We start from the raw sequence: 26147 nt of genomic DNA, 5'->3' as shown, positions 1-26147 counted from the left end.
GGGGACACCGTCTCCGCGATGGGATCGATCGGACCAGAGCGCGGCCCGCCGGCCTATCCGACCGAGCGGCGGTCCTTCCCATACCTGGGTTTCATCCCTCCCCTTCCCAGGGCGACGCGTCCGAGACCCGCGCTCCGCCCTCCTCATCCCTTCGCACAGGATGTCCCGGCGCCGCGCCTGGCCGGCCGCGCAGGCGCGGATCCGACCGCCCCGCCCATCGACGCGAGCCGAGGCCACGGTCAGGCGTCCGCCATCGCCGCGACGCCGGCGGGATGCGGCGCCGTCGGCGTGCTCCGTGCGCCGGCACTCGGCAGCTGCAAGGTGACCAGCGTGCCGCCCTCGCGGCCCGGCTCGAAGGCCAGCGTGCCGGCATGGGCGTCGACGATGGACTTGCAGATCGCCAGCCCCATGCCCATGCCGTGGGACTTGGTCGTGAAGAAGGGCTCGGTCAGCTGCGCCGCCGCATCGGGCGGGATGCCGGTGCCGCGATCCTCGATCTCGACGCGGATCAGGTCCGGCAGCGCCGCGCCCCAGCGCATCGTCAGGCGACGCTGTCCCTCGGGCACCTCAGCCATCGCCTCGGCGCCGTTCATCAGCAGGTTGATGGCGACCTGCTGCAGCTGCACCCGGTCGCCGCGCACGCGGCAGGGCTGCGCCGGGCCGAGCACCGAGAGCGTCACCCCGAGCTCCGCCATCGAGCCGGCCACCAGCGACACGCACTCGCGCAGTGCGTCGCACAGGTCGATGTCGGCGAACTGCGGCTCGGCCTTGCGCGCCATCGCGCGCAGGCCCTGGATGATGCTCTTGGCGCGCTTGGCGCTGAGCCGGACATGGGAGACCATCGCCAGCGCCTCGCCGATGTCGGGCTCGTCGCGCTCCAGCCAGCGCGAGGCGGCGCTGGCCGAGGTGTCGATGGCGCTCAGCGGCTGGCCGATCTCGTGGACGATGGAGGCCACCAGCTCGCCCATCGCCTTGAGCCGGCTCGCGCGGCCGAGCTCGGCCAGCGCCGCGCGCAGCCGCTCCTCGGCCTCGGCGCGCTGGCGGTTCTGGTCGACGAGCTCCTCGTACAGCCGCGTGTTCTCGAGCGAGAAGGCCGCCTGCGAGGCGATCACCTCCAGCAGCTCCGCCTTGGCCGGCGTGAACACCCGCGGCGCCAGGCTGTTCTCCAGGTACAGCACGCCGATCAGGCGCGCGTAGCGCATCATCGGCACGCACAGCAGCGAGCGCGGCCGCGCGCGCTTCACGTAGTCGTCCTGCGCCAGCGCCAGGGCCTCGCGCGCGTCGTCGTACTGGGTCGCATGCTGCGTGCGCGCGACCGCATGGGCGATGGTCACCGGCAGCTGCTCGGCGCTGAAGGCCGCCGGCGTCTGCGTCACCGCGATCTGCCCCGCGACCATGCGCGCGCTGGCCCGCACCGTCCACTCGCCGTCGCGCCACAACGCGAGCGCGCCGTAGTCGGCGCCCGCCGATTCGAGCGCGGTGCGCATGGTCGTTTCGACGATGCGCTCGGGCACGATGTCGCTGGCCAGCGCATGGGTGATGCGCAGCACCGCCTGGACATCGAGTTCGTGCAGGCGGCTGGTGGGCCCCGGCGCGTCGGCCTCCTGCAGCTCCGGATGACGCTGCTGCAGCTGGCGCGCCTTGGCCGCCGCGCCCCAGCGCTGCCAGGCGGCCAGGGCATGGCGCAGGTAGGCGCGGCGCTCGATCTCGCGACCGAGGCCGGCGTGGAAGGCCGCGGCCAGCTCCGCCGCCAGCGCCTCCACCTGGGTGAAGCCGTGGCGCCGCGCCTGCGTCACCGCGGTGGAGAACAGGTCCGCCGCCTCGGCCAGATGGCCCAGCGCGCGCGCCTGCTCGGCCAGCACCAGCGCGCGGCGCGCGCCGAAGTTCTCCGGACATTCCGCGGCCCAGCCGTCCAGCGACGCGAGGTGGTGGCGCAGCGCCGCCTCCTGCGTCTCGTCGCGCTCACGCAGCTGCAGCAGCGCGAGCGCGCCGTAGAAGGCCAGGTCGCCGCATTCGGCGAAGTTGCGGGCGACGGCCACGCAGGCCTGCGCGCGCCGGCGCGACTCGAGCGCCTCGGCCAGGTCGCCGAAGAGCAGCCCCGCCTGCAGCCGGTAGGTCCAGTAGGCCAGGTCCACCAGCGTGACCGGCGCGCCCTCGACGGGCTCGGCCATGCGCTCGCCGCGCGGCTCGCCGTCCTGCAGCACGCTCAGCAGCGTGCGCTGCGCCAGCACCGCGTCGACGACCAGCCGGAAGTTGGCGTCCTTCGCCCGCGCCAGCGCGCCCTCGACGGTCTGGCGCACGTCCTCGAGGAACTCGCCCGCGAAAAGCATGCCGGTGGCCTGGTTGCGGCCGCAGTACAGCGCGAAGGTGTGGTCGCCCTCGCGGGTGGCGATCTCGAAGGCGCGGCCGAAGACCTCGCGCGCGCCGCGCGCCGGCTGGGTCCAGGGCACGACGAAGGTCGCATAGGTGTGCAGCACGCGCGCCTGGTAGCGGCGCAGGCCGCGCTCACCGACGAGGTGCAGCGCGAGCTCGCCGAAGGCGCGCGAGCTGGCGAAGTCGCCATATCGCGCGCCGAGCACCTGGATCAGGCAGACGTAGGCGTTGGCGGAGGCGTCGCAATGGCCGTGCGCGATCGCCAACCGGACCACGCGCAGCAGCATCAGGTCGACCAGCTGCTGGTCCGAATACATCGCCGGCGGGACCAGGTCGGCGAAGACGTTGACCAGCGCCCGGCGGCGCGGGTCCGGATCGACCGGCCAGTCGCGCAGCGCGTCGACGCCGTGTTCGTCGATCCAGGCGCGCAGCGGCGCGTATTCCGCGTCGACCTGCGCCGGCGTCGGATGGCGCGGCAGCACGATGCCCGCCGCGCTGGCCAGGAAGGCCAGGCCGATGTCCAGCGCCAGGTCGTAGCGGCCCAGCGTCGTGTACAGGGCCACCCGCAGCCGGGCCACCTCGGCGCTGAACAGGCCGTCGCCGGCCAGGCCCTGCAGCGCCGCCAGGCGCATCTCGGCGGCCTCGAGCGCACCGGTCATGAACTCGGCCTCGCCGCAGAGCAGGCTGGCCTCCAGCGCTTCGGGACTGGTCTGCTCGTCGCCCAGCCAGGTCAGCGTCCAGCCGAAGAAATCCAGCGCCGCGTGATGCGCGGTGGCCGCCTTGGCGCGCTTGCCCGCTTCCAGGTTGATCAGCGCGAAGGCGCGATGCTCGATCGGATGCACCACCGCCGGCCGCGCGAGGTTGGCCTGCGTGGCGATCAGGAAGGCGGGGATGCGTTCGTCGTTGGCGGCGCGCAGCCGGCGCGTGATCGCCAGGTGCAGCGCGGCCCGCTCGGCCGGCGCGATCGCGCCGAGGACCGCCTCGCGGACATGGTCATGGGTGAAGGTCCAGTCGCCGCGGTCGAGCACGACAAAGCCCGCCTGCAGCGCCGGCGCCATCGCGGCCGCGAGCGGGCCCTCGGTGCTGTCGACGGCCACCGCGAGCAGCGCCGGCGCCGCGCGGTCGCCCAGGCCGGCCATCGCGCGCAGCAGGGCGAGTGCGGTGTCGGGCAGCTCGTCGAGCTCGCGCGCGAGCAGCTCGCCGACGTCGTGGATGACCGGGCTGGCCGCGCTGCGCTCGGCATGCCAGGCCCAGCGCGTGCTCGCGGGGTCGTAGGCGAGCAGGCCCTTCGCGACCAGCCGCCCCAGCAGCCGGCGGATGAAGAAGGGGTTGTGGCCGGTCAGGTGCTGGACCAGGTCCAGCAGCGGCCCCAGCGCCGAGACGTCCTGGTGCAGCACCTGCGCGACCAGCGCGCGCACGGCGTCGTCGTCCAGCGGCCGCAGCGCCAGGTGGCAGGCGCCGGCGCGGCTGAACAGCGGCGCCGCGCGCAGCGGATGCGGCGCGTCCGTCTCGCCCGACCGCATCGAGCCCGCCAGCAGCAGCGGCGCATCGGCGTGGTCGATCAGCAGGCGCTCCAGCACCTTGAGCGTGTCGACGTCCGCCCACTGCAGGTCGTCGATCAGCAGCACCAGCGGACGCTCCGGCCGCGCGAAGGCGGCGAACAGCCGGGCCATGGCGCGCAGGACGATCTCGCGCTCGAAGACCAGCGCCGCGTCGCCCGGCACCGGCGCGGCCGGCCCGTCCTGCGGACCGAGCACGGCGGCCAGGCCCGGCACCCAGGCGGCGAGCGTCGCGCCGACCGGCTGCGCGGCGCGACGCAGCCGGTCCCGCCAGGTCTCGAAGTCGGCCTCGGCGCTGCCCAGCACGCCCTGCAGCAGCGGCTCCAGCGCCCGCGCCAGCGCGTCGAAAGGCACGCCGCTGCGCGCGGCGTCGCACTTGCCGGCCGCCACCAGCGGCGCGACGGGCTGCCGCATCCGCGCGACCGCCTCGCGCAGCAGCGCCGACTTGCCGATGCCCGGTCCGCCCCAGACCCAGGCGGTGCGGGCGCCTTCGCCCTCGGCCACCGCGCGATAGAGCGCGGCGAGCTGGGCGAGCTCGTCGTCGCGGCCGACCACCGGGCCGGGTTCGTGCGCGCCGGCCAGCGCGGCGCCGGCATCGAGCACGAAGTCGGGGATGGTGCCGTGGCGGCGCAGCAGTTCGTCGCAGCTGCGCAGGTCGGCCAGCAGCGCGCCGGCGTCGGCATAGCGGCGGTCCGGCGACTTCTGCAGCAGGCGCAGCACCAGGCGCGAGAGCTGCGCCGGGACCTCCGGCCGCAGCGCGTGCACCGGCGACGGCAGGCGGGTCGCATGGGCGTGGATGCGGGCGGCGGCGTTGTCGCCATCGAAGGGCGGCGCGCCGGTCAGCAGTTCGTGGAACAGGCAGCCCAGGGCGTAGAGATCGGCGCGCGCGTCGACCTCGACATTCATCCGCCCGCCCAGCTCCGGCGCCATGTAGTCGAAGCGGGCATCGTCCCAGGCCAGCGCTTCCTCGCCGCGGGCCTGGGGCTCGCCCTGGCGCAGCGCGAAGCCGAAGCCGGTCAGCGTCGCCCTGCCGGCGGCCTCGTCGACCAGGATGCAATCCGGGCCGAGCGCCCGATGGACGATGCCGGCGGCATGCATCCCGGCGACCGCCGACACGATGGCCCGCGCCAGGCGCAGGAAGGCCGCCGGCGCCATCGGCGGCCGGGCGGTCTCGCCGAGCAGCCGGCCGCCCGGGTCCTGGAGCAGCAGCACGACGCCCTCGCCACTGGGCTGCAGCGCCTGCGGCACCGCGGCCCAGTCCGGCCGGAGCGCGCCGCGCAGCGCGTATTCACGCTGCAGCAGCGCCAGCGCGGCCGGCGCCTGATGGCCGCGTCCGGCCACGAGGACGGACGGACCGCGCTGCGGACTGGCCCGGTGCAGGCGAGTCCCGCGCGGGGTCAACTCGAGGAAGGGGAGGCGGGCAAGGTCGTTCATCGCTGGCTTCAATGTAGGGAACACTACATGAAATTCGATGATATGGGCCGACCTCGGCGACCGCAAGGCGACACCCGCGCGACAACTCCCTCGAAAGAGTTAGTCCGAGGGTTTATCGGGGGTTGGCGGAGGGATTGCGCCGTGACGGCGCGCGGCGCGGGCGCGAAGCCGGCGCTCAGCGATTGACCATCACGATGCCGGCCGCGAGCCCGGCCAGCGCGAGCATCAGCCGCGGCGTGATCGGCTCGCCGAGCAGCATCGCGCCCGCGAGCAGCCCGAACAGCGGCGTGCTCAGCGTGAAGCTGGACAGCCGGGTCGCCGGGTAATGGCGGATCAGCCAGAACCACAGCAGGTAGCTGGCGAAGGAGACGATCACCGCCTGGAAGCCGAAGAGCCCGATCAGGCGCCAGGACCAGGCCAGCGGCAGCACCTCGCCGGTGGCGAGCGCGCCCGCCGCCAGGGCCAGCGCCGACACGCCGAGCTGGTACAGCAGCGTCTTCTCCGCGCTCGCCGACGACAGCCGCGTCGCACGGATCGCCAGCGTCGTGCCGCCCCACAGCAGCGCGGCCAGCACGCCCAGCGCGTCGCCGAGCCATTGCATCGCCTGCCCGGTGCCCTGCAGGCCCTCGCCGAACGCGAACGCCACCGCGCCGAAGGCGATCAGCAAGCCCACCGTCTGGCGCATCGTCAATCGCTCGGCGGGCGAGATCAGCGGCATGCCCAGCGCGACGACGAAGGGCGACAGGTAGAGGAACACCACCATCCGCGACGCCGTCGTGTACTGCAGCCCGACGAAGATGCAGGCGAACTCGGCCGCGAACAGCAGGCCGGCGAGCAGGCCGCCGGGCAGGCTGCCGTCAGGGCGGAAGAGCGCGATGCCGCGCGCCGCGGCGAAGCCCCACACCAGCAGGCCGGCCAAGCCCGAGCGCAGCGCGGCCTGCCACAGCGGGCCGATCTCCGCCAGCGCGGCCTTGGCCGCGACCTGGTTCAGGCCCCACAGCACGCAACATCCCAGCAGGATGACCACCGCCGCGCCGTCGAGTCGCTGTTTGCGTTCCATGGCGCCGGATCATGCCCGGCGGCGTGTCCAGGCCCGCGCGGCCAACGCACACAGCAGCGCCGCCGCGGTGCCCGCGACCAGGCCGGTGAAATGCGACAGCGGCGCGATCGCGATGTTCCAGCCGTCCCAATGCCGCAGCGGCGGGCCGGCCAAGGGGCGCTCCGCCGCGACCTTCGCGATCAGTCCCAGCCCGATCAGCAGGCCGATGACGCGCTCGCGCCCATGCGAGGCGCGCATCCGCATCATCCCGATCGCGGCGACGGCGACCCCCGCATGCAGCACGCCGGAGGCGCCGCCGAAGCGCTCGAGCGACGGTTCGATCAGCAGCCCAAGCTGCGTCAGCGGCCAAGCCAGCAACCAGGCGACCGCGTCCCGTGGCCCCAGGCGCGCGGCGACGCCCAGCAGGCCCACGACGGCACAGCCGGCGAGGTTGGCGATCAGGTGCTGGGGACTCCAGTGCAGCCACGCGGCGCTGACCGCGCGCCACGGCTCGCTGGCCGCGAACCCGGGCCGCCACTCGAGCGCGGCCTGCACCGGCGCGGGCTGGACCCAGGCGACCAGCGAGCCGATCGCGAGCGCCATCGCCACCAGCAGCCAAGCGCGTCCCGGCATCGGGGCCTCGTCCGCGACGCGTCAGCCGAAGACGGCCCGCCAGAGCGCCAGCACCGCGTCGCGCTGCGGCGCGAGCGCCTCGGCGGCCTCGCCGTCGAGCGCGGTGGACTGCTCGTTGAGCCGCGCCCGGTGCTGCACGCGGCGCAACTCGCGATAGGCATCGGCGGCGTCGCGGCCGACGTTGGCGGGCAGCAGCCCGGCGGACTCGGCACGCTGCAGCAGCGCGATGTTGCCGGCGTTGGCCAGCAGCTCGGGGTGTCGCGCCGAGTGCGCCAGGATCAGGTACTGCAGCGCGAATTCGGCGTCCACCATGCCACCCGGGCTGTGCTTCACGTCGAAGAAGCCGGTCCGCACCGAGCGCGCGACGCGCAGCTTCTCGCGCATGGCGACGACCTCGTCGCGCAGCGCCGCCGGATCGCGCGGCGCGGTCAGCACCGCGCGGCGGGTGGCCTCGAAGCGCTCGGCCAGCGACGCATCGCCGGCGCAGAAGCGCGCCCGCGTGATCGCCTGGTGCTCCCAGGTCCACGCGGTGTTGCTGCCGCGGCCGCCCTGGTAGTTCTCGAACGAGGTGATCGACGTCACCAGCAGCCCCGAGTTGCCGTTGGGGCGCAGCGCGGTGTCGATGTCGAAGAGCTCGCCCGCGGCGGTGCGGATCGTCAGCCAGGTGATCAGCTTGCGGATGAAGGCGCCGTAGATCTCCGCGGCGTTGTCGTCCTCGTCGTCGAAGAGGAAGACCAGGTCCAGGTCACTGCCGTAGCCCAGTTCCTTGCCACCGAGCTTGCCGTAGGCGATCACCGCCAGCCGCGGCGACGGCCGGTGCTTCTGCTTGAGCCGGTCCCAGGCCCAGTCCAGCACGCATTGCACCGTCGCGTCGGCGAGCAGCGACAGCTCGTCCGCCACCTGCTCGACGCTGATCTGCCCCTCCACGTCGCGCACCAGCGTGCGGAAGACCTCGGCGTGATGCGCGCGGCGCACGCTGTCCAGCAGCGCGTCCTCGCTGGCCTCGCCATGCTCGGCCCAGGCGTCATGGCGCGCCTGCAGGTCCTGGATGAAGGCCGCGCCATCGAAGCGCTCGTGCAGCAGCCGTGCATCGGCCAGTTCGTCGATGACGCCGGGATGCTGCATCAGGTAGCGCATCGGCCAGCGCGCCAGGCCCAGCAGCCGCAGCAGCCGGCCCTGCACCGCCGGCCGCTCGACCAGCAGCGCCAGGTAGCTCTCGCGGCGCAGCAGCGGCTCGATCCAGTCGACGAAGCGCTGCGCCGCGTCCAGCGTGCATTCGCCCTGGCGCACCGCCAGCGCCGCGCGCCCGACCAGCTTGGCCAGCCGCAGCCGGGAGTCCTCGCGCAGGTTCTGCACCCGCGCCTGCTGGGCCCAGCGCCGCACGTTGGCGGCCAGCTCGGGCTGCAGCTTGTCGAGGAACTCCTCGCTGTCGATCGGCAGCGGCGGGCCGCCGCACATGCCGTTCTTGCAGCTGCCCTTGCCCGGCGCGACGCCGTCGTGCAGCAAGGCGTCGAACTCGGTCGCCACCAGCTCGCGCACCTCCATCAACCGGTCCAGCAGCGGGCAGGCGTGGCTGTTGCAGCTCAGGCAGAGGCTGCGCGCGATCCAGCCGATGTCCTCGTCCGAGGCCGGCAGGCAGTGGGTCTGCTGGTCGTCCAGGTACTGGATGCGGTGCTCGACGCGACGCAGGAAGTCGTAGCCCTTGGCCAGCGCGGTGGCGGTCTCGGGTTTCATCAGGCCGCGCGCCGCCAGGCGCGTCAGCGCCTTCAGCGTCGAGCGGGTGCGGATCTCGGGGAACTGCCCGCCGCGCACCACCTGCAGCAGCTGGACGATGAACTCGATCTCGCGGATGCCGCCGCGCGAGAGCTTCACGTCGTTGGCGCGCTCGGGCCGGCCGGCGGCGCGGCGCTGGGCCTCGTCGCGGATCTTGCGGTGCAGTTGCCGCAGGCCCTCGAAGACGCCGTAATCCAGGTAGCGCCGATAGACGAAGGGCGTGACCAGGCTGCGCAGCTGCATCGCGCGACCGCTCTTGACGCTGGCGCGCGGCGCGACGACGCGGCTCTTCAGCCAGGCGAAGCGCTCCCACTCGCGGCCCTGCACGAGGAAGTACTCCTCCAGCATCGCCATGCTCACCGCGGGCGGACCGGAGTTGCCGTTGGGGCGCAGCGCCAGGTCGACGCGGAAGACCTGGCCGTCCTCGGTCACGTCGCCGATCAGCGTCGACAGCCGGCGCGAGAGCTGCGCGAAATATTCGTGCGCGGAGATCCGCTGGCGGCCCGTGCCGCTGTCCGGGCCCTCGGTCTGGCCGTCGTCCTCGTAGACGTAGATCAGGTCGATGTCGGACGAGACATTCAGCTCCCGCCCGCCGAGCTTGCCCATGCCCACGACCCAGAAGTCGATGTCCTGGCCGACCGCGTCGCGCGGCGGGCCGTACAGCGCGTCGAGTTCCGCGCGGCAGTGCGCGACGCCAATGTCCAGCGCCACCTCGGCCAGATGGGTCATCGCCTGCGTGACGTCGGTCATCGGCGCGCCCTGCTCGACGTCGAGCACCGCCAGCCGTTCCATCACCAGCTGGCGCATCACGCGCAGCGCGGCGGGCAGCGCACGCCCGCCTTCGCACAGGCGGTCGACGACGGCGCGCATGACCGCGTCATCCGGCAGGCCGGGCGGCAGCAGGGGCAATTCGGCCGCGTAACGGCGGCGGATGCGCTGAACGAATCGGCTGTGGTCCGCGCTCGCGGCCGGCGTCGAAACGCCTGCCGGATCGGCGGTTGCCGGGGCAACTGAATCCATCGGTAAAGAAAGCTCTCGCTGGCTCATGGCCGGAAATGGCTGTGCTAGATTCGGCGACCGCCGTCCCCTCTTACATGTCTTCGTCCGCCGTCACCAGTTCTGACTCCGGTTCCGCGGTCGCGAAGCGACGCTGGTGGGCACGCTGCGCCCTCTGGCTCGGTCTGGCTTCGCTGGGCCTGTTCTCCCTGCTGATCGCGGCCTGGCTGGCATTGCACTGGGCGATTCTGCCGCACATCGACGACTGGCGGCCCCAGCTCGAAAAGCAAGCCACCCAGGCATTGGGGGTACCCGTGAAGATCGGCGCCATCAGCGCCCGATCGTCGGGCTGGATCCCCACGCTGGACCTGCGCGACGTGCGCATCGTCGAGGCCTCCGGCCGCGAAGCGCTGCACCTGCCCCGCGTCAGCGCCGCGCTGTCGCCGCGCTCGCTGCTGGCCTTCGAACTGCGCTTCTCCCAACTGCTGCTGGACAGCCCCGAGCTGCTGCTGCGCCGCGACGCGCAGGGCCGGGTCTTCGTGGCCGGCCTCAGCGTCGACGGCCCCTCGGACACGCAGGCCTCCGAAGCGGCCACCGACTGGTTCTTCGAGCAGCACGAGTTCGTCATCCTCCATGGCCGCATCCGCTGGGTCGACGACCTGCGCGCCGCGCCACCGCTGGAGCTCTTCGACCTCAACCTGGTGCTGCGCAACGGCCTGCGCCGCCACCGGCTGCGGCTGGACGCCACGCCGCCGGCCGGCTGGGGCGAGCGCTTCACGCTGCGCGGCGAGTTCACCCAGTCGCTGCTGGACCGGCCCGGCGCGGTGCAGCGCTGGAGCGGCCAGCTCTTCGCCCACCTGCCGCGCACCGACGTCAGCGAGCTGCGCCGCTACGTGGACCTGCCCTTCGAGCTCAACGAGGGCGACGGCGCCCTGCGCGCCTGGCTGGACGTGGACCGCGGCGAGCCGCGCAGCCTGACGCTGGACATGGGCCTGCGCGCGGTGAAGCTGCGCGTCGCGCCCGGCCTGCCGGAGCTGGCGCTGGCGCGGATCGGCGGGCGGCTGGTGCTGAAGCAGACTCCGCAATCGCTCTCGCTGGAAGCGAAGCAGCTGGGCTTCCAGGCGGGGGACGGGCTGGACTGGCCGCGCTCGGACTGGGCGCTCGAGGTCAAGCGCGACGCGCGGACCGGCACCATCACCGGCGGCGACTTCCAGGCGCAGCAGCTGGACCTGGCGCTGGGCGCGCAGATCCTGGCCCGCCTGCCGCTCGCCGAGGCTCAGCGCCAGTTGATCGCCGACATGAAACCGGGCGGCCTGCTCAATGCGCTGCAGCTGCACTGGGACGGCCCGCTCGACGCGCCGCGCAGCTATCGCGCCAAGGGCCGGCTGCAGGGCCTGCAGCTGGCGGCCGCGACGCCGGAGCCGCCGTCGGATCCCGCCTCCTCGCCGCCGACCGGCCGACCCGGCGTGCGCGGCGCCGACCTGCAGTTCGAGGCCACCGACCAGGGCGGCAGCGCGACCCTGGCCGTGACCGACGGCGACGTGACGCTGCCCGGCGTCTTCGAGGAAGCGACGGTCCCGCTCAAGCAGGCGCAGGCCAGCGTGCAGTGGCGCGCGCAGCGCCCGGTGGCGGTCGGCGGGGCCAAGCGCGCGCCGGCGCCCGGTCCCTTGTCCCTGCCGGCGACGCGTCCGCTGGCCGCGGCCTCGGCGGTGGCTACCGCCGCGTCGGCGCCGGCCGAGCCCGCCACGCGCTGGACGGTGCAGTTCAACGACGTGCGCTTCAGCAACGACGACCTGCACGCCGAGGTCGACGGCAGCTGGCAGAGCGGTGACGGCAAGCGTCCGCATGACCACGGCCGCCTCGACCTCACCGGCCGCATCGACGAGATCCGGGCCCCGCGCGTGCTGCGCTACCTGCCGGCCTCGATGGGCCACGACGCGCGGCGCTACGTGCGCGACGCCATCCGCGACGGCACGGTGCACCGCATCCAGGTGCGCCTGCAGGGCGACCTGATCGACTTCCCCTTCGACGCGCCGCGCAGCAAGGGGCAGTTCCGGGTGTCGGGGCAGGTCCGCGGCCTGACGCTGGCCTACGTGCCCAGCCATCCGGCCGAGGGCGAACTGCCCGCCTTCCAGTCGCCGTGGCCGGCGATGGAGCAGCTCGACGCCGAGCTGGTCTTCGACCGCGCCGCGATGAGCATCCGCAACGCCAAGGCCCGGCTGATGGGCGTGGACCTGGTCAACGTGCAAGGGTCCATCGCCGACCTGTACCACCACGCGCCGGTGCTGGAGATCGACGGCCAGGCGCGCGGGGCGCTCGCCGACGCGCTGCGCTACGTGAAGGCCTCGCCGGTGGCGGCGCTCACCAGCCACGTGCTGGACACGACCACCGCGACCGGTCCGATGGCGCTGAAGCTCAATCTGCGGCTGCCGCTGATGCATGTCGACGACACGACGGTCAAGGGCCTGGTCACCTTGACCGGCAACGACGTCCGCATCCGGCCCGACACGCCGCTGCTGGGCCAGGCCCGCGCGCAGGTCAGCTTCGACCAGAAGGGCCTGCAGATCCGCGGCGGCCAGGCGCGCGTGCTGGGCGGCGACGCCAGCTTCGATGGCGGCAGCCTGCCCGACGGCACGATGCGCTTTGCCGCGCAAGGCACGGTCACGGCCGAGGCGCTGCGCAATGCGCCGGAGCTGGGGCTGCAGCAAGCGGCGTCGGTGATGACTGGCCAGGCGGCGGTGCGCTTCGAGCTGGGCGTGCTCAAGAACGGGCAGACCGAGATCGCCGTGACCAGCCCGCTGCAGGGCATCGCGGTGAACCTGCCGGCGCCGATGCACAAGGCGGCCGAGGAGGCCTGGCCGATGCGCATCGCCACCAAGGCGCTGGCGCCGGCCGGCGCGGCCCTGCGCGATGAATTGCGCGTCGAGGCCGGCCCGCTGCAGGCGCTGTACCAGCGCGACGTGACCCACGAGGCCAAGGTGCTGCGCGGCGCCATCGCGGTGCGCGAGCGCGCGCCCGAGCTGCCCGCGCAGGGCGTGACGGCGCGCGCCAGCTTCGACCAGTTCAATGCCGACGCTTGGCAGACCGCGCTGCCGGGCCTGACCGGCGCGAAGGCCGGCGCCGAGCTCGAGGGCGCGGCCGAGGGCGGCTACGCGCCGACGCAGCTGACGCTGAAGGCGCAGACGCTGCAGGTGGCGGGCCGCACGCTCAACGGCGTGACGGCGGGCATCTCCCACGACGCCGGCGCGGGCTGGCGCGTGTCGGTCGATGCGCAGCAGCTCAGCGGCCTGATCGAGGTCCGCGCGGCCAGGCCGGACCAGCCGGGCCGGGTCTTCGCCCGGCTCTCGCGGCTCTCGGTGCCCAAGAGCGATGCCGATTCCGTCGAGCAGCTGCTCGACAAGCAGCCGCGCTCGGTGCCGGCGCTGGACATCGTCGTCGAGGACTTCGAGCTGCGTGGCAAGCGCCTGGGCCGGCTCGAGATCGATGCCCAGCAGCAGAGCGAGGCCCGCGACTGGAAGCTCAACCGGCTGGTGCTCAAGAGCCCCGACGCGACGCTGAGCGCTTCCGGCAAGTGGGCGCCCGAACCCGGCCAGGCGCTGCGCCGCACCGAGCTCGACTGGAAGATGGACGTCGCCGACGCCGGCAAGCTGCTGGAGCGGCTCGGCCAGGGCCAGGTGCTGCGCGGCGGCAAGGGCGTGCTCACCGGCCAGGTGGCGTGGCAGGGCTCGCCGATGTCGCCGGACTACGCCAGCATGAGCGGCCAGCTCAACGTCTCGATGGAATCGGGGCAGTTCCTCAAGGCCGAGCCCGGCGTGGGCCGGCTGCTGGGCGTGCTCAGCCTGCAGTCCATCCCGCGGCGGCTGATGCTGGACTTCCGCGACGTCTTCTCAGAAGGTTTCGCCTTCGACAACGTCACCGGCGACATCCGCATCGCCAAGGGCGTCGCGCGCAGCGACAACCTGCGCATGAAGGGCCTGCAGGCGGCGGTGCTGATGGAAGGCAGCGCCGATCTGGCGGCCGAGACCCAGGACCTGCATGTGCTGGTGCTGCCCGAGATCAATGCCGGCGGCGCGGCGCTCGCCTACGCGGCGGTGAATCCGGCCATCGGCCTGGGCGCCTTCCTGGCCCAGTGGCTGCTGCGCAAGCCGCTGGCGGCGGCCAACTCCGAGGAGTTCCGCGTCACCGGCACCTGGTCCGATCCGCGCATCGAGCAGCTGCCGCGCCGTGCGCAGCCGCAGGGCAGCTACAACAACGCCACCACCGCGCAAGGAGAGTCCGTCCAATGAGCACCTCGACCCCGCAGGCGGCGCCGCCGGTCACGATCGCCGCGATCCAGATGGTCTCCGGCCCGCGGCTGGAGGAGAACCTCGAGCGCGCCGCCCACTGGATCGGCGAGGCGGCGCGCCAGGGCGCGCGGCTGGTGTCGCTGCCCGAGTACTTCTGCCTCATGGGCCACAAGGACACCGACAAGCTGCCCTACGCCGAGCGGCCCGGGGACGTCGACGCGCCCATCCAGGGCGCGCTGCGCCGGGCGGCGCGCGCGCACGGCGTGTGGATCCTCGGCGGCACCTTGCCGATGGCGATCGACGGCGCGGCCCTGCCCGCCGAGCGGGTGCGCAACACCACCTGCGTCTTCGCGCCGGACGGCACGATGGCCGCGCGCTACGACAAGCTGCACCTCTTCTGCTACGACAACGGCCGCGAGCGCTACGACGAGGCCCGCGTGCTCCAGGCCGGCGAGGCGCCGGTGAGCTTCGACGCGCCGATCGCCGACGGCCCCACGCTGCGCGTGGGCCTGTCCATCTGCTACGACCTGCGCTTCCCCGAGCTCTTCCGCGCGATGAGCTTCGGCGGCCCCCGGCCGCTTGACCTCATCAGCGTGCCGGCGGCCTTTACCTACACGACCGGCCAGGCGCATTGGGAGCTGCTGCTGCGCGCCCGCGCGGTCGAGAACCAGGCCTACGTCATCGCCGCGGCCCAGGGGGGCACGCACGAGAACGGACGCCGCACCTGGGGCCACAGCCTCATCGTCGATCCCTGGGGCGAAGTGCTGGCCTGCCTGCCCGAGGGCGAGGGCCTGGCGATCGCACGCCTCGACCCGGCGCGCATCGCGCAGGTGCGCGAGCAACTGCCGGCGCTGCAGCACCGTCGGCTCTGAGACGCGGCTGCGGCCGCGTTCCGTGAGCAGGCCCGCGAGCGCGTCCGCGTTCCGGTCCTGCGATCCGGTCCTGCGATCCGGCGCCGGAATCCGGTTCAGATCGGGCGATCGGCGGCCGCTTCCTGGAGGCAAGATGCCCGGCATGATCGACCGCCGCCCTGCCCGCCCTCTTCGCTCCATGCCGGCGCTGCTGGCCGCCATGGCCTGCGCGCTGCTGGCGGGCTGCGGCACGCCGGCGCGGCCGCTGGAGTCCTCGCTGACCGACATGGAGTCGCTGCAGCTGCGCTCCTGGCTGAGCCCGCAGTTGCGGCGCAACATCGACCTGCTGCCGGTGAGCGGCGGCCAGGAGACCTCGCGCTGGTGGGGCAGCCGCATCAACGCGATGACGCTGAACCAGACCTACCAGGAATCGCTGCGGCGCCTGGGCCTGATGCCGGACGTACCGGACACCGGCCGCTACCAGCTGCAGGTCGAGGTGCTGGCGCTGGCGCAGCCGAATGTGCCGGTGCTGCCGGAGGTGGCGATCTCGGTCCGCTACACGCTGACGGAGCGCGCCGCCGGCGGCGGCAAGGTGCTGTACCAGCGCACGCTGCGCACGACGCAGAAGGCGGGCGTCGACGACAGCCTGAACCCCTCGGAGCAGTTGCGCATCGCCACCGAGGCCGCGCTGCGCAACAACATCGCGGACCTGATCCGCGACCTCGCGTCCCTCTCCCTCCCGGCCTAGACGGCAGGAAACCCCGCCTTCCCGATATAAGAATTCAGCGGAATTCCCACCCCGGCATATGCATATAAGCATTGATTGCTTGCCAACGGCCGGGTTATCCCTAAGCATCACGGCTTTCCGCCCCAAAAAGGCGCATGTCGGCAAAAGGTCCCGAACGGCGGCCAGCTGGCGCGAGCGTCCGTCTTTCGTCCGTGATCGAACTCCAACAGCTGCACAAATCCTATGAGGTCGAGGGTCGCCGCGTGCCGGCGCTCCAGGGCATCGACCTGCGGGTGGAACCGGGAGAAGTGTTCGGGATCATCGGTGCCTCGGGCGCCGGCAAGAGCACGCTGCTGCGGGTGATCAACCTGCTGGAGCGCCCGGACAGCGGTCGCGTGGTGGTGGCCGGCCGGGACCTGCAGGCGCTGGACGCGGCCGGCCTGCGCGCCGCCCGCCAGAAGATCGCGATGATCTTCCAGCACTTCAACCTGCTGAGCTCGCGCACCGTCGCGCAGAACGTCGCCTGGCCGCTGCGCATCGCCGGCTGGGAGGCCGCGCGCATCGCGCCGCGCGTGCAGCAGCTGCTCGCCCGCGTCGGCCTGTCCGACCAGGCGGACAAGTATCCGGCCCAGCTCTCCGGCGGCCAGAAGCAGCGCGTCGGCATCGCCCGCGCACTGGCGCTGGACCCGCAGGTGCTGCTCTGCGACGAGGCCACCAGCGCCCTCGACCCCGAAACCACCCGCTCGATCCTGGACCTGCTCGCCGAGCTCAACGAGGAGCTGAAGCTGAGCATCGTGCTGATCACCCACGAGATGGACGTGGTGCGCCGCGTCTGCGACCGCGTCGCGGTGCTGGAAGGTGGCCGCATCGTCGAGCTCGGCCCCGTGGCGCAGGTCTTCCTGCATCCGCGCTCGGACACGGCGCGGCGTTTCGTGCTGGCGGCCGAGCATGTCGACGAGGGCGAGCAGCGCGACGACTACGCGCATGTCGCCGGCAGCCTGTGGCGCCTGACCTTCTTCGGCGAGCGCACCTACGAGCCGCTGCTGGGCGAGGTCGCCCGCCGCGCGAACCTGGATTTCGGCATCCTGGCCGGCCGCATCGACCGCATCAAGCGGCAGCCCTACGGCCAGCTGACCATCGCCGTCAGCGGCGGTGATCGCCAGGCCGCCCGCCAGCTGCTGGCCGAGCGCGGCGTGCAGGTCGAGGAGCTGCGCGCATGAGCCTCACGCCCTCCCTGATCGAGACCCTGCGGACCATCGACTGGCCCGAGATCGCCACCGCCAGCGGCGACACGCTGCTGATGCTGGGCGGTTCGCTGCTCTTCACCGCGCTGCTGGGCCTGCCGCTGGGCATCGCCCTGTACCTGTTCGACCGCGGTCGGCTGGTGTCCTCGCCGCGGCTGTACGCGCTGCTGTCGCTGGTGGTGAACGTGCTGCGCTCGCTGCCGTTCGTGATCCTGCTGATCGTGCTGATCCCGTTCACGCTGCTGGTGACCGGCACCTCGCTGGGCGTGGCCGGCGCGATCCCGCCGCTGGTCGTCGGCGCGACGCCCTTCCTGGCACGGCTGGTGGAAACCGCGCTGCGCGGCGTCGACCGCGGCATCGTCGAGGCCGGCCTGGCCATGGGCGCCAGCACCCGCCAGATCGTCGTCCAGGCGCTGCTGCCCGAGGCGCTGCCCGGCATCGTCTCGGCGCTCACCGTCACCGCGATCACGCTGGTCGGCTACACGGCCATGTCGGGCGTCATCGGCGGCGGCGGCCTGGGCGACCTGGCCATCCGCTTCGGCTACCAGCGTTTCCAGACCGAGGTCATGGTCGTGACCGTGGTGCTGCTGCTGGTGCTGGTGCAACTGCTGCAGATGCTGGGCGACTGGCTGGTGACCCGCGTGTCGCACCGCTGAGCCCGTCCGGCATCGACCAGACCCCGCCTCCCCCCTTTTCAGCGCCGATCGCCCCAAGCAGGCGAGCGGCATCATTCCTCAGAGGAGTTTGCAAGCATGAAGAAGCTGTTCGCCGCCACCGTCGCGGCCCTGTCGCTGGCCACCGCCGGCACCGCCTCCGCCGAGAAGCTGAGCGTCGCCGCCACCGCGGTGCCGCACGCCGAGATCCTGAACCTGGTCAAGCCGGAGCTGGCCAAGCAGGGCGTGGAGCTCGAGGTCAAGGTCTTCACCGACTACGTCCAGCCCAACGTGCAGGTGGCCGAGAAGCGTCTGGACGCCAATTTCTTCCAGCACAAGCCCTACCTGAACGAGTTCAACAAGGGCAAGGGCACGCGGCTGGTGGCCGTCGCGGCGGTGCATGTGGAGCCGTTCGGCGCGTATTCGACCAAGCACAAGACGCTGGCCGCGCTGCCCGAGGGCGGCACCGTCGCGATCCCCAACGACCCGACCAACGGCGGCCGCGCGCTGCTGCTTCTGGACAAGGCCGGCGTGATCAAGCTCAAGGACAAGGCCAACATCCTGGCGACGACCAAGGACATCGCCGACAACCCGAAGAAGCTGAAGTTCCGTGAGATCGAGGCTGCCACGCTGCCGCGCATCCTGCCGCAGGTGGACCTGGCGCTGATCAACACGAACTACGCGCTGGAGGCGAAGCTGAACCCGGCCAAGGACGCGCTGGCGATCGAGGGCGGCGAGTCGCCCTACGCCAACTGGCTGGTCACCCGCGACGACAACCAGAACGCTCCCGCGGTGAAGAAGCTGGCCGCCGCGCTGCAGAGCGAGGCCGTCAAGCGCTTCATCCAGGCCCAATACAAAGGGGCGGTGGTGCCCGCCTTCTAACGACGGCTGCGGCCAGGATTGATTCCGTACAGCGCCCCGCGATCGCGGGGCGCTTTCATTTGGGCGCTGGATATCGAGGATTTGTGCCGGGCCGCCTTCCCGGCTTCTTGGCACCATGGCGGCCTCCTCCCTTGTCCCTCGGAATGGCGCCGCCAGGATGCCGCTCCTCGCCCGTCCGTGTCCGAACTCTCCGCGGCGCTGCCGCAGTTCTTCCTGCTTCGCGATGGCGCCCCGACGCTGCTGCTCACCGGCCATTACGACGGGGCCCTGGTGCTGCTGTCGCTGGCCGTCGCCTCGCTGACCTCGGCGCTGGCGCTGCAGGTCGCCGGCATGGCCAAGCCGGCCACGGGATGGCGTCGCCAGTCCATCCTGGCCACGGGCGCGCTGGCGCTGGGCGGCGGCATCTGGTCGATGCACTTCATCGGCATGCTGGCCTTCCAGCTGTGCGCGCAGATCGCCTTCAACGCCCATGTCACCGCCGCCTCCATGGTCCCGGCGCTGATCGCCTCCTGGGTCGCGCTGGCCCTGCTCTCGCGCCGCGAACTCGACCGCTGGCGCCTGGTCGCCGGCGGCGTGCTGGTCGGCGCCGGCATCGGGACGATGCACTACACCGGCATGGCGGCGATGGAGATGTCCGCCGCGCTGCGCTACGACCCCGCCTGGTTCGGCGCCTCCATCGTGGTCGCGGTCCTGCTGGCGATGCTCGCGCTGTGGATCCGCTTCGGCCTGGCCGGCCGCCTCAGCCGGCCCTGGGCGATCGCGCTGGGCGGCGTGGTGATGGGCGGCGCCATCGCCGGCATGCATTACACGGCGATGGGCGCCGCGCGCTTCGTCGGCCTGGCCGACGGCCCCTGCAACACCTCGATCGAGAACGCCGGCTGGCTCGCCCTGGCCGTGACCGTGATGGCGCTGGCCATCAGCGCCATCACCGCCGGCGCCAATGGCCTGCTGGTGCTGCGCCGGCTCAACACCGAGCTGGTCGAGGAACGCGGCCGCATGCTGGTGATGGAGACCGCGCTGCGCGACAGCGAGACCAAGTACCGCACCGTGATCGCCAACAGCCCGGGCGTGACCTTCCGCTGCCGCCTGGACGAGAACTGGTCGATGCTGCTGATCAACGACGCCGTCGAGGACCTGACCGGCTGGACCGCCCGCGACTTCCTGGAAGGCCGCCAGCACTTCGCCGCGCTGATCCATCGCCACGACCAGGCGCGGGTGAACGCGGCCGTGGAAACCGCCGTCGCCGCCGACACGCCCTATGCGCTCGAGTACCGCGTCCACACCCGCGACGCCGGCGAGCGCTGGGTCTCCGAGCGCGGCCGCGCGGTGCGCGACGCGCAGGGCGCGCCGCAGTGGATCGACGGCGTGATCCTCGACATCACCGAGCCCAAGCGGCTGCAGCGCCAGCTCGAGGAAGCCAAGGAGCGCGCCGAGTCCGCCGCCGCGGCCAAGAGCGCCTTCCTGGCCAACATGAGCCACGAGATCCGCACGCCGATGAACGCCATCCTCGGTTTCACCGAGCTGCTGCTGGACACCACGCTGACCGAGGCCCAGCGCCGCCACCTGACGACGGTGCGCGGCTCGGCGCGCTCGCTGCTGGCGCTGCTCAACGACATCCTGGACACCGCCAAGCTCGACAAGGGCGCGATGGAGCTGGAGTCGGTCGACTTCTCGCTGCGCACCGTCTGCGAGCAGGCGCTGAACTCGCTGCGGCTGCTGGCGCAGCGCAAGAACCTGGTGCTGCACCTCGACTACCCGTCCGCCGCGCCGCGCTTCTTCCAGGGCGATCCGCTGCGGGTGCAGCAGGTGCTGCTGAACCTGGTCGGCAATGCGATCAAGTTCACCGAGCGCGGCGTGGTCACGCTGCGCATGCGGCATGAAGGCGGCCAGGTCCACCTGGCCGTCGTCGACACCGGCATCGGCATCGCCCCCGACCGGCTGGACCGCATCTTCGACGCCTTCGCGCAGGCCGACGCGTCGACGACGCGCCGCTTCGGCGGCACCGGCCTGGGCACCACCATCTCGCGGCAGCTGGTCGAGCGCATGGGCGGCCGCATCACTGTCGAGAGCGAACTCGGCCAGGGCAGCACCTTCCACGTCTGGCTGCCGCTGCCGGCCGGCAACGCGGCGCTCGCCGAGGCCCAGGCGAGCGAAGCGGCCGTCGCCCTGCCGCCACTGCGGCTGCTGGTGGCCGACGACGTCGCGCAGAACGGCGAGCTGCTGCAGCTGATCCTGGGCCGCGAGGGGCATCAGGTCACGCTCGCCGCCGACGGGCTGCAGGCGCTGAAGGCCTTCTCCGACGAGCGCTTCGACGCGGTGCTGATGGACGTGCACATGCCGGGGTTGGACGGCCTTGGCGCGACGCGGCGGATCCGCAACTTCGAGCATGCGCAGGGCCGCGGCCACACGCCGGTGGTCGCGCTGACGGCCAGCGTGCTGGAGGAAGACCGGCAGGCGGCGCTGGCCGCCGGCATGGACGGCTTCGCGGTCAAGCCGGTGGAGCCGGCCCGGCTGTTCGCCGAACTCGCTCGGGTGCTGGGCCTGTCGCCGGGCCGCGGCGCCGGGGAGGCCGGGCCGGCGCCGTCGACACGCCATGCGGCGGGCCTGGGCTCAGCGGGCCCCGGCACCGAGCCGCTCGACTGGCAGCAGGGACTGCGGCTGTGGGGCAGCGTCACCGCGTGGCAACGCGGGCTGCGCCGCTTCGCCGAGGAACAGCGCGAAGGCGTCGCGCGGCTGCACCAGCTGACGCAGGCGCGGCAGTGGATCGAACTGCGCGGGCTGGTGCACCGCTGGCGCGGCGTGGCCGGCAGCCTGGCGATGCCGCGGCTGCTCGCCCACGCGCAGCCGGTCGAGACCGCCCTGCGCCTGGGGCGCGAAGAGGATCTGATGGCGCTGGTCGACACGCTGGCGCTGACGCTGCAGGACACGCTGGACGCGGTCGCGGAGCTGGATGGCCGGCCCTCGGGCTTCGCGGCCAGCGCGCCGATGCCGATGTCGGCCGATCGGCCCGCCGATCCGTCGGCCGAGGCGGCCGCGCGCGACCTGCGCGCCTCGAAGCAGCTGGTGGACCGCCTGGCGGCCGCGCTCAAGCGCAGCGAACTCGACGACGAGTCGCTGAGCGCGCTGCGGCTGGCGCTCGGCGCCGAGGCGCTGGGGCCCTTGACGCGCGCGCTGGACGACTTCGACTTCGACGCCGCCCTGCTGCTGCTGCAGTCGCTGCGCACCCGGCTGAGCACGCCGAATGCCCCGCAAGGCCTGTCGTGAACGCCGATCACCGTCCCAAGCTGCTGCTCGTCGACGACGAGCCCGCCAACCTGCAGGTCCTGCGGCATGTGCTGCAGGACGACTACCGGCTGCTGTTCGCCCGCGACGGCCAGAAGGCCCTGGAGCTCGCGAAGAGCGAGGCGCCGCAGCTGATCCTGCTGGACATCATGATGCCGGGGCTCTCCGGGCTGGATGTCTGCCGCGTGCTCAAGTCGCAGCCGGCGACGCGGCGCACGCCGGTGATCTTCGTCACCGCGCTGGCCGACACCAGCGACGAGACCGAGGGCTTCGAGGCCGGCGCGGTCGACTACATCACCAAGCCGGTCAGCCCGCCGGTGGTGCGGGCGCGGGTGCGGACCCACCTGTCGCTGGTGCGCGCGGACGAACTGCGCGAGACCCGGCTGCAGATCGTGCAGCGCCTGGGCCGCGCCGCCGAGTACAAGGACAACGAGACCGGCTGGCACGTCGTGCGGATGAGCCACTACGCCCAGCTGCTGGCGCTGGCGGCCGGCTGGACCGACCAGGACGCCGACGACCTGCTGCATGCCGCGCCCATGCATGACGTCGGCAAGCTCGGCATCCCGGACGCGATCCTGCAGAAGCCGGGTCCGCTGACCGAGGCGGAATGGATGGTGATGCGCCGCCATCCGGCCATCGGCGCCGAGATCCTGGGCGATCAGGCGACCGGCCTGCTCGGCATGGCGCGGCGCATCGCGCTGGCCCATCACGAGAAATGGGACGGCAGCGGTTATCCCGAGGGCCTGGCCGGGGAGTCCATCCCGCAGGACGCCCGCATCGTCGCGATCGCCGACGTCTTCGACGCGCTGACCAGCATCCGCCCCTACAAGCCGGCCTGGCCGGTGGAGCAGGCGGTGGCGCACCTGCGCGCGCAGGCCGGCCGACACTTCGATCCGGCGCTGGTGGAGCTGTTCATCGGCGTGCTGCCGCAGGTGCTGGAGGTGCGGGACCGCTTCCTGGAGGAAGGCTAGGCCCCGCGGCCGGTTATGGCCGCCCGCCAGATCGTGATGCTCGCATTCCCGCAACACCGGGCGTGCGCAGCGCCCGGCATCGCCGCGGCCCGGAATAATCCGCGCCCATGGTGCTGAACTTCATCTGGATCGGGTTCTTCCTGATCGGCTTCGCGGTCGCGCTGGCGCGGCTGTTCCAGGGCGACCTGACCATCTTCACGCAGGTGCTGACCGGCATCTTCGACACCGCCAAGACCGGCTTCGACATCTCGCTCGGCCTGGTCGGCGTGATGAGCCTGTGGCTGGGCCTGATGAAGGTCGGCGAGACCGCCGGCGTGATCCAGCTCTTCGCCCGCGCGATGGGACCGTTCTTCGCGAGGATCTTCCCCGAGGTGCCGCGCGGCCATCCGGCCGGCGGCTCGATGGTGATGAACTTCTCGGCCAACATGCTGGGGCTGGACAACGCCGCCACGCCGCTCGGGCTCAAGGCGATGAAGGAGCTGCAGGAGCTGAATCCGCGGAAGGACACCGCGTCGAACGCGATGATCATGTTCCTGGTGCTGAACACCGCCGGCATCACGCTGATCCCGACCTCGGTGATCGCGATCCGCCAGGCGATGGCGGTGGACCAGGGCCTGGTCGGCTTCAACGCCGCGGACATCTTCCTGCCCACGCTGATCGCGACCTTCATCTCCTTCATGTCGGGCTTGGTCGCGGTGGCATGGGTGCAGCGCATCAACCTGTTCAGCGCGCCGGTGCTGGTGTTCGTCGGCGGCTTCATCGCGATCATGGCCGCGGTCTTCGGCTGGCTGCACAGCTATCCGCCGGAGGTAATGTCGCAGTACATCGGGCTGCTGGGCAGCGGCGTGATCCTGAGCATCATCGTGATGTTCATCGCGGTCGGCGCCTGGCGCCGCGTCAACGTCTACGAGGCTTTCGTCGAGGGCGCCAAGGAAGGTTTCGGCGTCGCGGTCCAGATCATTCCCTACCTGATCGCGATCCTGGTGGCGATCTCGGTGTTCCGCACGACGGGCTGCATGGACTTCGTCGTCCAGGGCATCGCGGCGGGCGTGGCGGCGCTGGGCCTGCCCACCGACTTCGTGCCGGCGCTGCCGGTGGGGCTGATGAAGACGCTGTCGGGCAGCGGCGCGCGCGGCCTGATGGTGGACGTGCTCAAGACCTATGGCGTGGACAGCTTCGAGGGCAAGCTGGCCGCGATCATCCAGGGCTCGACCGAGACGACCTTCTACGTGCTGGCCGTCTACTTCGGCAGCGTCAACATCAAGAAGACGCGTTATGCGCTGAGCTGCGGCCTGCTCGCGGACGCGGTGGGCCTGGTCGGCGCGATCCTGGTGGGCTACTGGTTCTTCAAGTGAGCCGCGCGACGGGCGCGCCTCACTCCACCCGGTTGCGCCCGTTGGCCTTGGCGCGATAGAGCGCCGCGTCGGCGCGCGCGAGCAGCGCGTCCAGGCTGGTGTCCCCGGGCTGCGCCCAGGCCACGCCCAGGCTGGCCGAGCACGGCGGGATGCCGGGCTCCGGCGCATGCGCGGCCAGCGCCGCGCGCACGCGCTCGGCCGAGGCGCGCGCCGCCTCGGCGTCGGTGGACGGCAGCAGGATCACGAACTCCTCGCCGCCATAACGACCCAGCCGGTCGTTCACCCGCAGTTCCCCGCGCATCGCCGCCACCGCGCCGCTCAGCACCCGGTCGCCGGCTTGGTGGCCGTGTCGGTCGTTGACCTGCTTGAAGTGGTCGATGTCCAGCAGCACCAGCGACAGCGGCTGGCCGTAGCGACGCCAGCGGTCGAATTCCTCGCCGCCGGCCTGCAGCACCGCGCGGCGCGTCAGCGCGCCGGTCAGCGCGTCGCGGGTGGCGAGCAGCTCGAATTCCTCGCGCACCCGCTCGCTGGCCATCAGCAGGACGCCCACGCTCAGCAGCAGCACGCTGAAGCAGTAGCTGGCGATGTAGGCGGTCTGCACCGTCGTCATCGCGAAGCGCGAGGACTGCGCCCCGTCCACCCAGAAGCTCGCCAGGCCGCGGCCGACCAGCACGGCCGCCTGCAGCAGCAGCGTGCCCGCGATCAGGCGCGCCGCGAAGCCGCGGCCGTCCCGCAGGACCAGCCGCGCGTGCGCCAGCACGCAGGCCGTCATCGTCCCGGTGAACACGACCATGCGCACGCGGTAGTCGGGCCGGATCAGGAACCAGGTCAGCACCGCCAGGCTCAGCAGCGCGATCGCGCCCCACAGCCGCCAGCTCACCGGCCGGCCGAAGAAACGCTGCGAGCCGAAATAGAAGAGCCCGCAGCCCGTCAGCAGCAGCGCGTTGCCGGTCTGCGCGACGACGAATTCGGGCCACAGCCCCTGCAGCGCGTAGACACCGGCGGCGAAGGCGCAGGTCATCGGCGCCATCGCCCAGGGCAGCAGCCCGTGGATCGTCGACGGATAGTTGCGCCGCACCCCGAGCAGCACCAGCCCCAGGACCGCCGCCATCAGCGCGGTCATGACGGTGATCGAGCGGGGATCGAGCTGCATGAGGCCGGCAGTGTAGGCGGCGCCGATGACAGGCGGGCCGCCGCTGGCCGGTCGCGGGCGCGGTGCGCGCCCCGCCGTTCACATCGACCGGAAGAGGTGGACGTAGGCGCGGCTGACCGGCAGCTCGCTCGCATGCCCGCGCACGCGGACGAACAGCCGGCTCAGTTCGTCGCGCCGCGTGCCGGCCACATGGTCCAGGTTGACGATGGTCGAGCGATGCACCTGCCAGAAGCGCTCGCCGTCCAGCTGCGCGACCAGCTCGTGGATCGGCGTGCGGATCAGGTATTCGGCCTCGGCGGTCTGGACACAGGTGTACTTGTCGTCGGCGCGGAAGAACAGCACGTCGTCGACGCAGACCTGGTGCATCAGGTCGCCCTGCGTCGCGCGGACCCAGCGCAGCGGGCCGGCGGGCCGGGCACCGCCGCCCGCGGGCGCGTGCAGCGTGCGCAGCGCCGCCAGCAACCGGGCGTCGAGCGCCGCGTCGCCGTCGGCCTCCGGCTTCGCGAGCGCGCGCCGGATGCGCTCGACCGTGCGGCCCAGCCGCTCCGGCTCCACCGGCTTGAGCACGTAGTCGATCGCTTCCTGCTCGAAGGCCTGCACCGCGTACTGGTCATAGGCGGTGACGAAGACGACGCGGGTCGCGCCCTCGATGCCCTCGGCGACTTCCAGGCCGGTCAGGCCCGGCATCTGGATGTCGAGGAAGGCCAGGTCCGGCCGCAGCGCGGCGATCCGCTCTGCCGCCTCCGAACCGTTGCGGGCGACGTGGACGACGTTCAGCTCGGGCCAGACGGCGGCCAGCTGCGCAGCGAGCGCGCGGGCCAGGTGGGGTTCGTCGTCGGCGATCAAGGCGGTGGGTGCGGTCATGGTCGGAGAGGCGAATGGAAGGGAGCGAAGGACGCAGCGAATGAGGGCGGCAGGGCAGTGGCGGTGGCGACG

Annotated in this window: 15 protein-coding genes; 9 read left to right on the top strand and 6 right to left on the bottom strand. The window is 72.4% G+C overall.

The genetic code is table 11. The annotated features are described in order from the left end of the window. Positions 1-239 precede the first annotated feature (239 nt). The 4 genes from FHT37_RS20880 to glnE form a co-directional block, all read right to left on the bottom strand. Complete coding sequence (locus tag FHT37_RS20880; protein ID WP_183484059.1) at positions 240-5366, bottom strand: ATP-binding sensor histidine kinase; 5127 nt, start codon at positions 5364-5366, stop codon at positions 240-242. A gap of 175 nt (positions 5367-5541) precedes the next feature. Then, the gene (locus tag FHT37_RS20875; RefSeq protein WP_183484057.1) at positions 5542-6426 is read right to left on the bottom strand and encodes a DMT family transporter; all 885 of its coding nucleotides are present in this window, start codon (positions 6424-6426) and stop codon (positions 5542-5544) included. A 9-nt stretch (positions 6427-6435) separates the two neighbouring features. Next, entirely contained in the window at positions 6436-7038 is a 603-nt protein-coding gene (locus FHT37_RS20870; RefSeq protein WP_147242100.1) for a rhomboid family intramembrane serine protease, read from the bottom strand. A gap of 21 nt (positions 7039-7059) precedes the next feature. Further along, on the bottom strand, positions 7060-9831 hold the full coding sequence (gene glnE / locus FHT37_RS20865) for a bifunctional [glutamate--ammonia ligase]-adenylyl-L-tyrosine phosphorylase/[glutamate--ammonia-ligase] adenylyltransferase (protein ID WP_183484055.1): 2772 nt from the start codon (positions 9829-9831) through the stop codon (positions 7060-7062). A gap of 74 nt (positions 9832-9905) precedes the next feature. On the opposite strand from glnE, the gene FHT37_RS20860 reads away from it, so the two are divergent. The 9 genes from FHT37_RS20860 to FHT37_RS20820 all read left to right on the top strand — a co-directional run bounded on the left by FHT37_RS20860 (position 9906) and on the right by FHT37_RS20820 (position 24058). Beyond that, the gene (locus FHT37_RS20860) at positions 9906-14093 is read left to right on the top strand and encodes a YhdP family protein (RefSeq protein WP_183484053.1); all 4188 of its coding nucleotides are present in this window, start codon (positions 9906-9908) and stop codon (positions 14091-14093) included. Then, positions 14090-14965 (top strand): carbon-nitrogen hydrolase family protein, encoded by an 876-nt coding sequence (locus tag FHT37_RS20855; RefSeq protein WP_091731025.1) that lies wholly within the window; start codon positions 14090-14092, stop codon positions 14963-14965. Before FHT37_RS20860 ends, FHT37_RS20855 begins: the two co-directional genes overlap by 4 nt. Before the next feature lie 133 nt (positions 14966-15098). Beyond that, positions 15099-15692: a hypothetical protein gene (locus FHT37_RS20850; protein WP_183484050.1), complete on the top strand. Its 594-nt coding sequence runs from the start codon at positions 15099-15101 to the stop codon at positions 15690-15692. A gap of 191 nt (positions 15693-15883) precedes the next feature. Next, positions 15884-16891 (top strand): methionine ABC transporter ATP-binding protein, encoded by a 1008-nt coding sequence (locus FHT37_RS20845; RefSeq protein WP_183484047.1) that lies wholly within the window; start codon positions 15884-15886, stop codon positions 16889-16891. Continuing rightward, positions 16888-17571 (top strand): methionine ABC transporter permease, encoded by a 684-nt coding sequence (locus tag FHT37_RS20840; RefSeq protein WP_183484044.1) that lies wholly within the window; start codon positions 16888-16890, stop codon positions 17569-17571. Before FHT37_RS20845 ends, FHT37_RS20840 begins: the two co-directional genes overlap by 4 nt. Positions 17572-17667: 96 nt before the next feature. Continuing rightward, positions 17668-18450, top strand: a complete 783-nt coding sequence (locus tag FHT37_RS20835; RefSeq protein ID WP_183484041.1) for a MetQ/NlpA family ABC transporter substrate-binding protein — start codon at positions 17668-17670, stop codon at positions 18448-18450. Positions 18451-18627: 177 nt separating this feature from the next. Then, positions 18628-21714 carry an MHYT domain-containing protein gene (locus FHT37_RS20830; protein ID WP_183484039.1) on the top strand — a complete coding sequence of 1029 codons (3087 nt, stop codon included), beginning with the start codon at positions 18628-18630 and terminating at the stop codon, positions 21712-21714. Further along, on the top strand, positions 21711-22703 hold the full coding sequence (locus FHT37_RS20825; protein WP_091730997.1) for an HD-GYP domain-containing protein: 993 nt from the start codon (positions 21711-21713) through the stop codon (positions 22701-22703). The genes FHT37_RS20830 and FHT37_RS20825 overlap by 4 nt, the downstream gene beginning before the upstream one ends. 107 nt (positions 22704-22810) lie before the next feature. Beyond that, entirely contained in the window at positions 22811-24058 is a 1248-nt protein-coding gene (locus FHT37_RS20820) for a nucleoside recognition domain-containing protein (protein WP_183484036.1), read from the top strand. A 19-nt stretch (positions 24059-24077) separates the two neighbouring features. On the opposite strand, the gene FHT37_RS20815 is transcribed toward FHT37_RS20820, so the two are convergent. Continuing rightward, the gene (locus FHT37_RS20815; protein WP_183484034.1) at positions 24078-25211 is read right to left on the bottom strand and encodes a GGDEF domain-containing protein; all 1134 of its coding nucleotides are present in this window, start codon (positions 25209-25211) and stop codon (positions 24078-24080) included. A 78-nt stretch (positions 25212-25289) separates the two neighbouring features. Further along, positions 25290-26075 carry a LytTR family DNA-binding domain-containing protein gene (locus tag FHT37_RS20810; protein WP_183484032.1) on the bottom strand — a complete coding sequence of 262 codons (786 nt, stop codon included), beginning with the start codon at positions 26073-26075 and terminating at the stop codon, positions 25290-25292. Positions 26076-26147: the final 72 nt, after the last annotated feature.

The sequence above is a fragment of the Mitsuaria sp. BK037 genome, from assembly GCF_014193045.1.
In the GTDB taxonomy this organism is placed as follows: Bacteria; Pseudomonadota; Gammaproteobacteria; order Burkholderiales; family Burkholderiaceae_C; genus Roseateles.
This window is presented reverse-complemented; position numbering and strand designations above follow the sequence as displayed.

Excerpts from the sequence above, each read along its gene's own strand:
- FHT37_RS20850 (WP_183484050.1), top strand. The coding sequence starts at position 15,099 with ATGCCCGGCATGATCGACCGCCGCCCTGCCCGCCCTCTTCGCTCCATG.
- FHT37_RS20855 (WP_091731025.1), top strand. The coding sequence starts at position 14,090 with ATGAGCACCTCGACCCCGCAGGCGGCGCCGCCGGTCACGATCGCCGCG.
- FHT37_RS20820 (WP_183484036.1), top strand. The coding sequence starts at position 22,811 with ATGGTGCTGAACTTCATCTGGATCGGGTTCTTCCTGATCGGCTTCGCG.
- FHT37_RS20810 (WP_183484032.1), bottom strand. The coding sequence starts at position 26,075 with ATGACCGCACCCACCGCCTTGATCGCCGACGACGAACCCCACCTGGCC.
- FHT37_RS20860 (WP_183484053.1), top strand. The coding sequence starts at position 9,906 with ATGTCTTCGTCCGCCGTCACCAGTTCTGACTCCGGTTCCGCGGTCGCG.
- FHT37_RS20870 (WP_147242100.1), bottom strand. The coding sequence starts at position 7,038 with ATGCCGGGACGCGCTTGGCTGCTGGTGGCGATGGCGCTCGCGATCGGC.
- FHT37_RS20875 (WP_183484057.1), bottom strand. The coding sequence starts at position 6,426 with ATGGAACGCAAACAGCGACTCGACGGCGCGGCGGTGGTCATCCTGCTG.
- FHT37_RS20835 (WP_183484041.1), top strand. The coding sequence starts at position 17,668 with ATGAAGAAGCTGTTCGCCGCCACCGTCGCGGCCCTGTCGCTGGCCACC.
- glnE (WP_183484055.1), bottom strand. The coding sequence starts at position 9,831 with ATGGATTCAGTTGCCCCGGCAACCGCCGATCCGGCAGGCGTTTCGACG.
- FHT37_RS20840 (WP_183484044.1), top strand. The coding sequence starts at position 16,888 with ATGAGCCTCACGCCCTCCCTGATCGAGACCCTGCGGACCATCGACTGG.
- FHT37_RS20880 (WP_183484059.1), bottom strand. The coding sequence starts at position 5,366 with ATGAACGACCTTGCCCGCCTCCCCTTCCTCGAGTTGACCCCGCGCGGG.
- FHT37_RS20815 (WP_183484034.1), bottom strand. The coding sequence starts at position 25,211 with ATGCAGCTCGATCCCCGCTCGATCACCGTCATGACCGCGCTGATGGCG.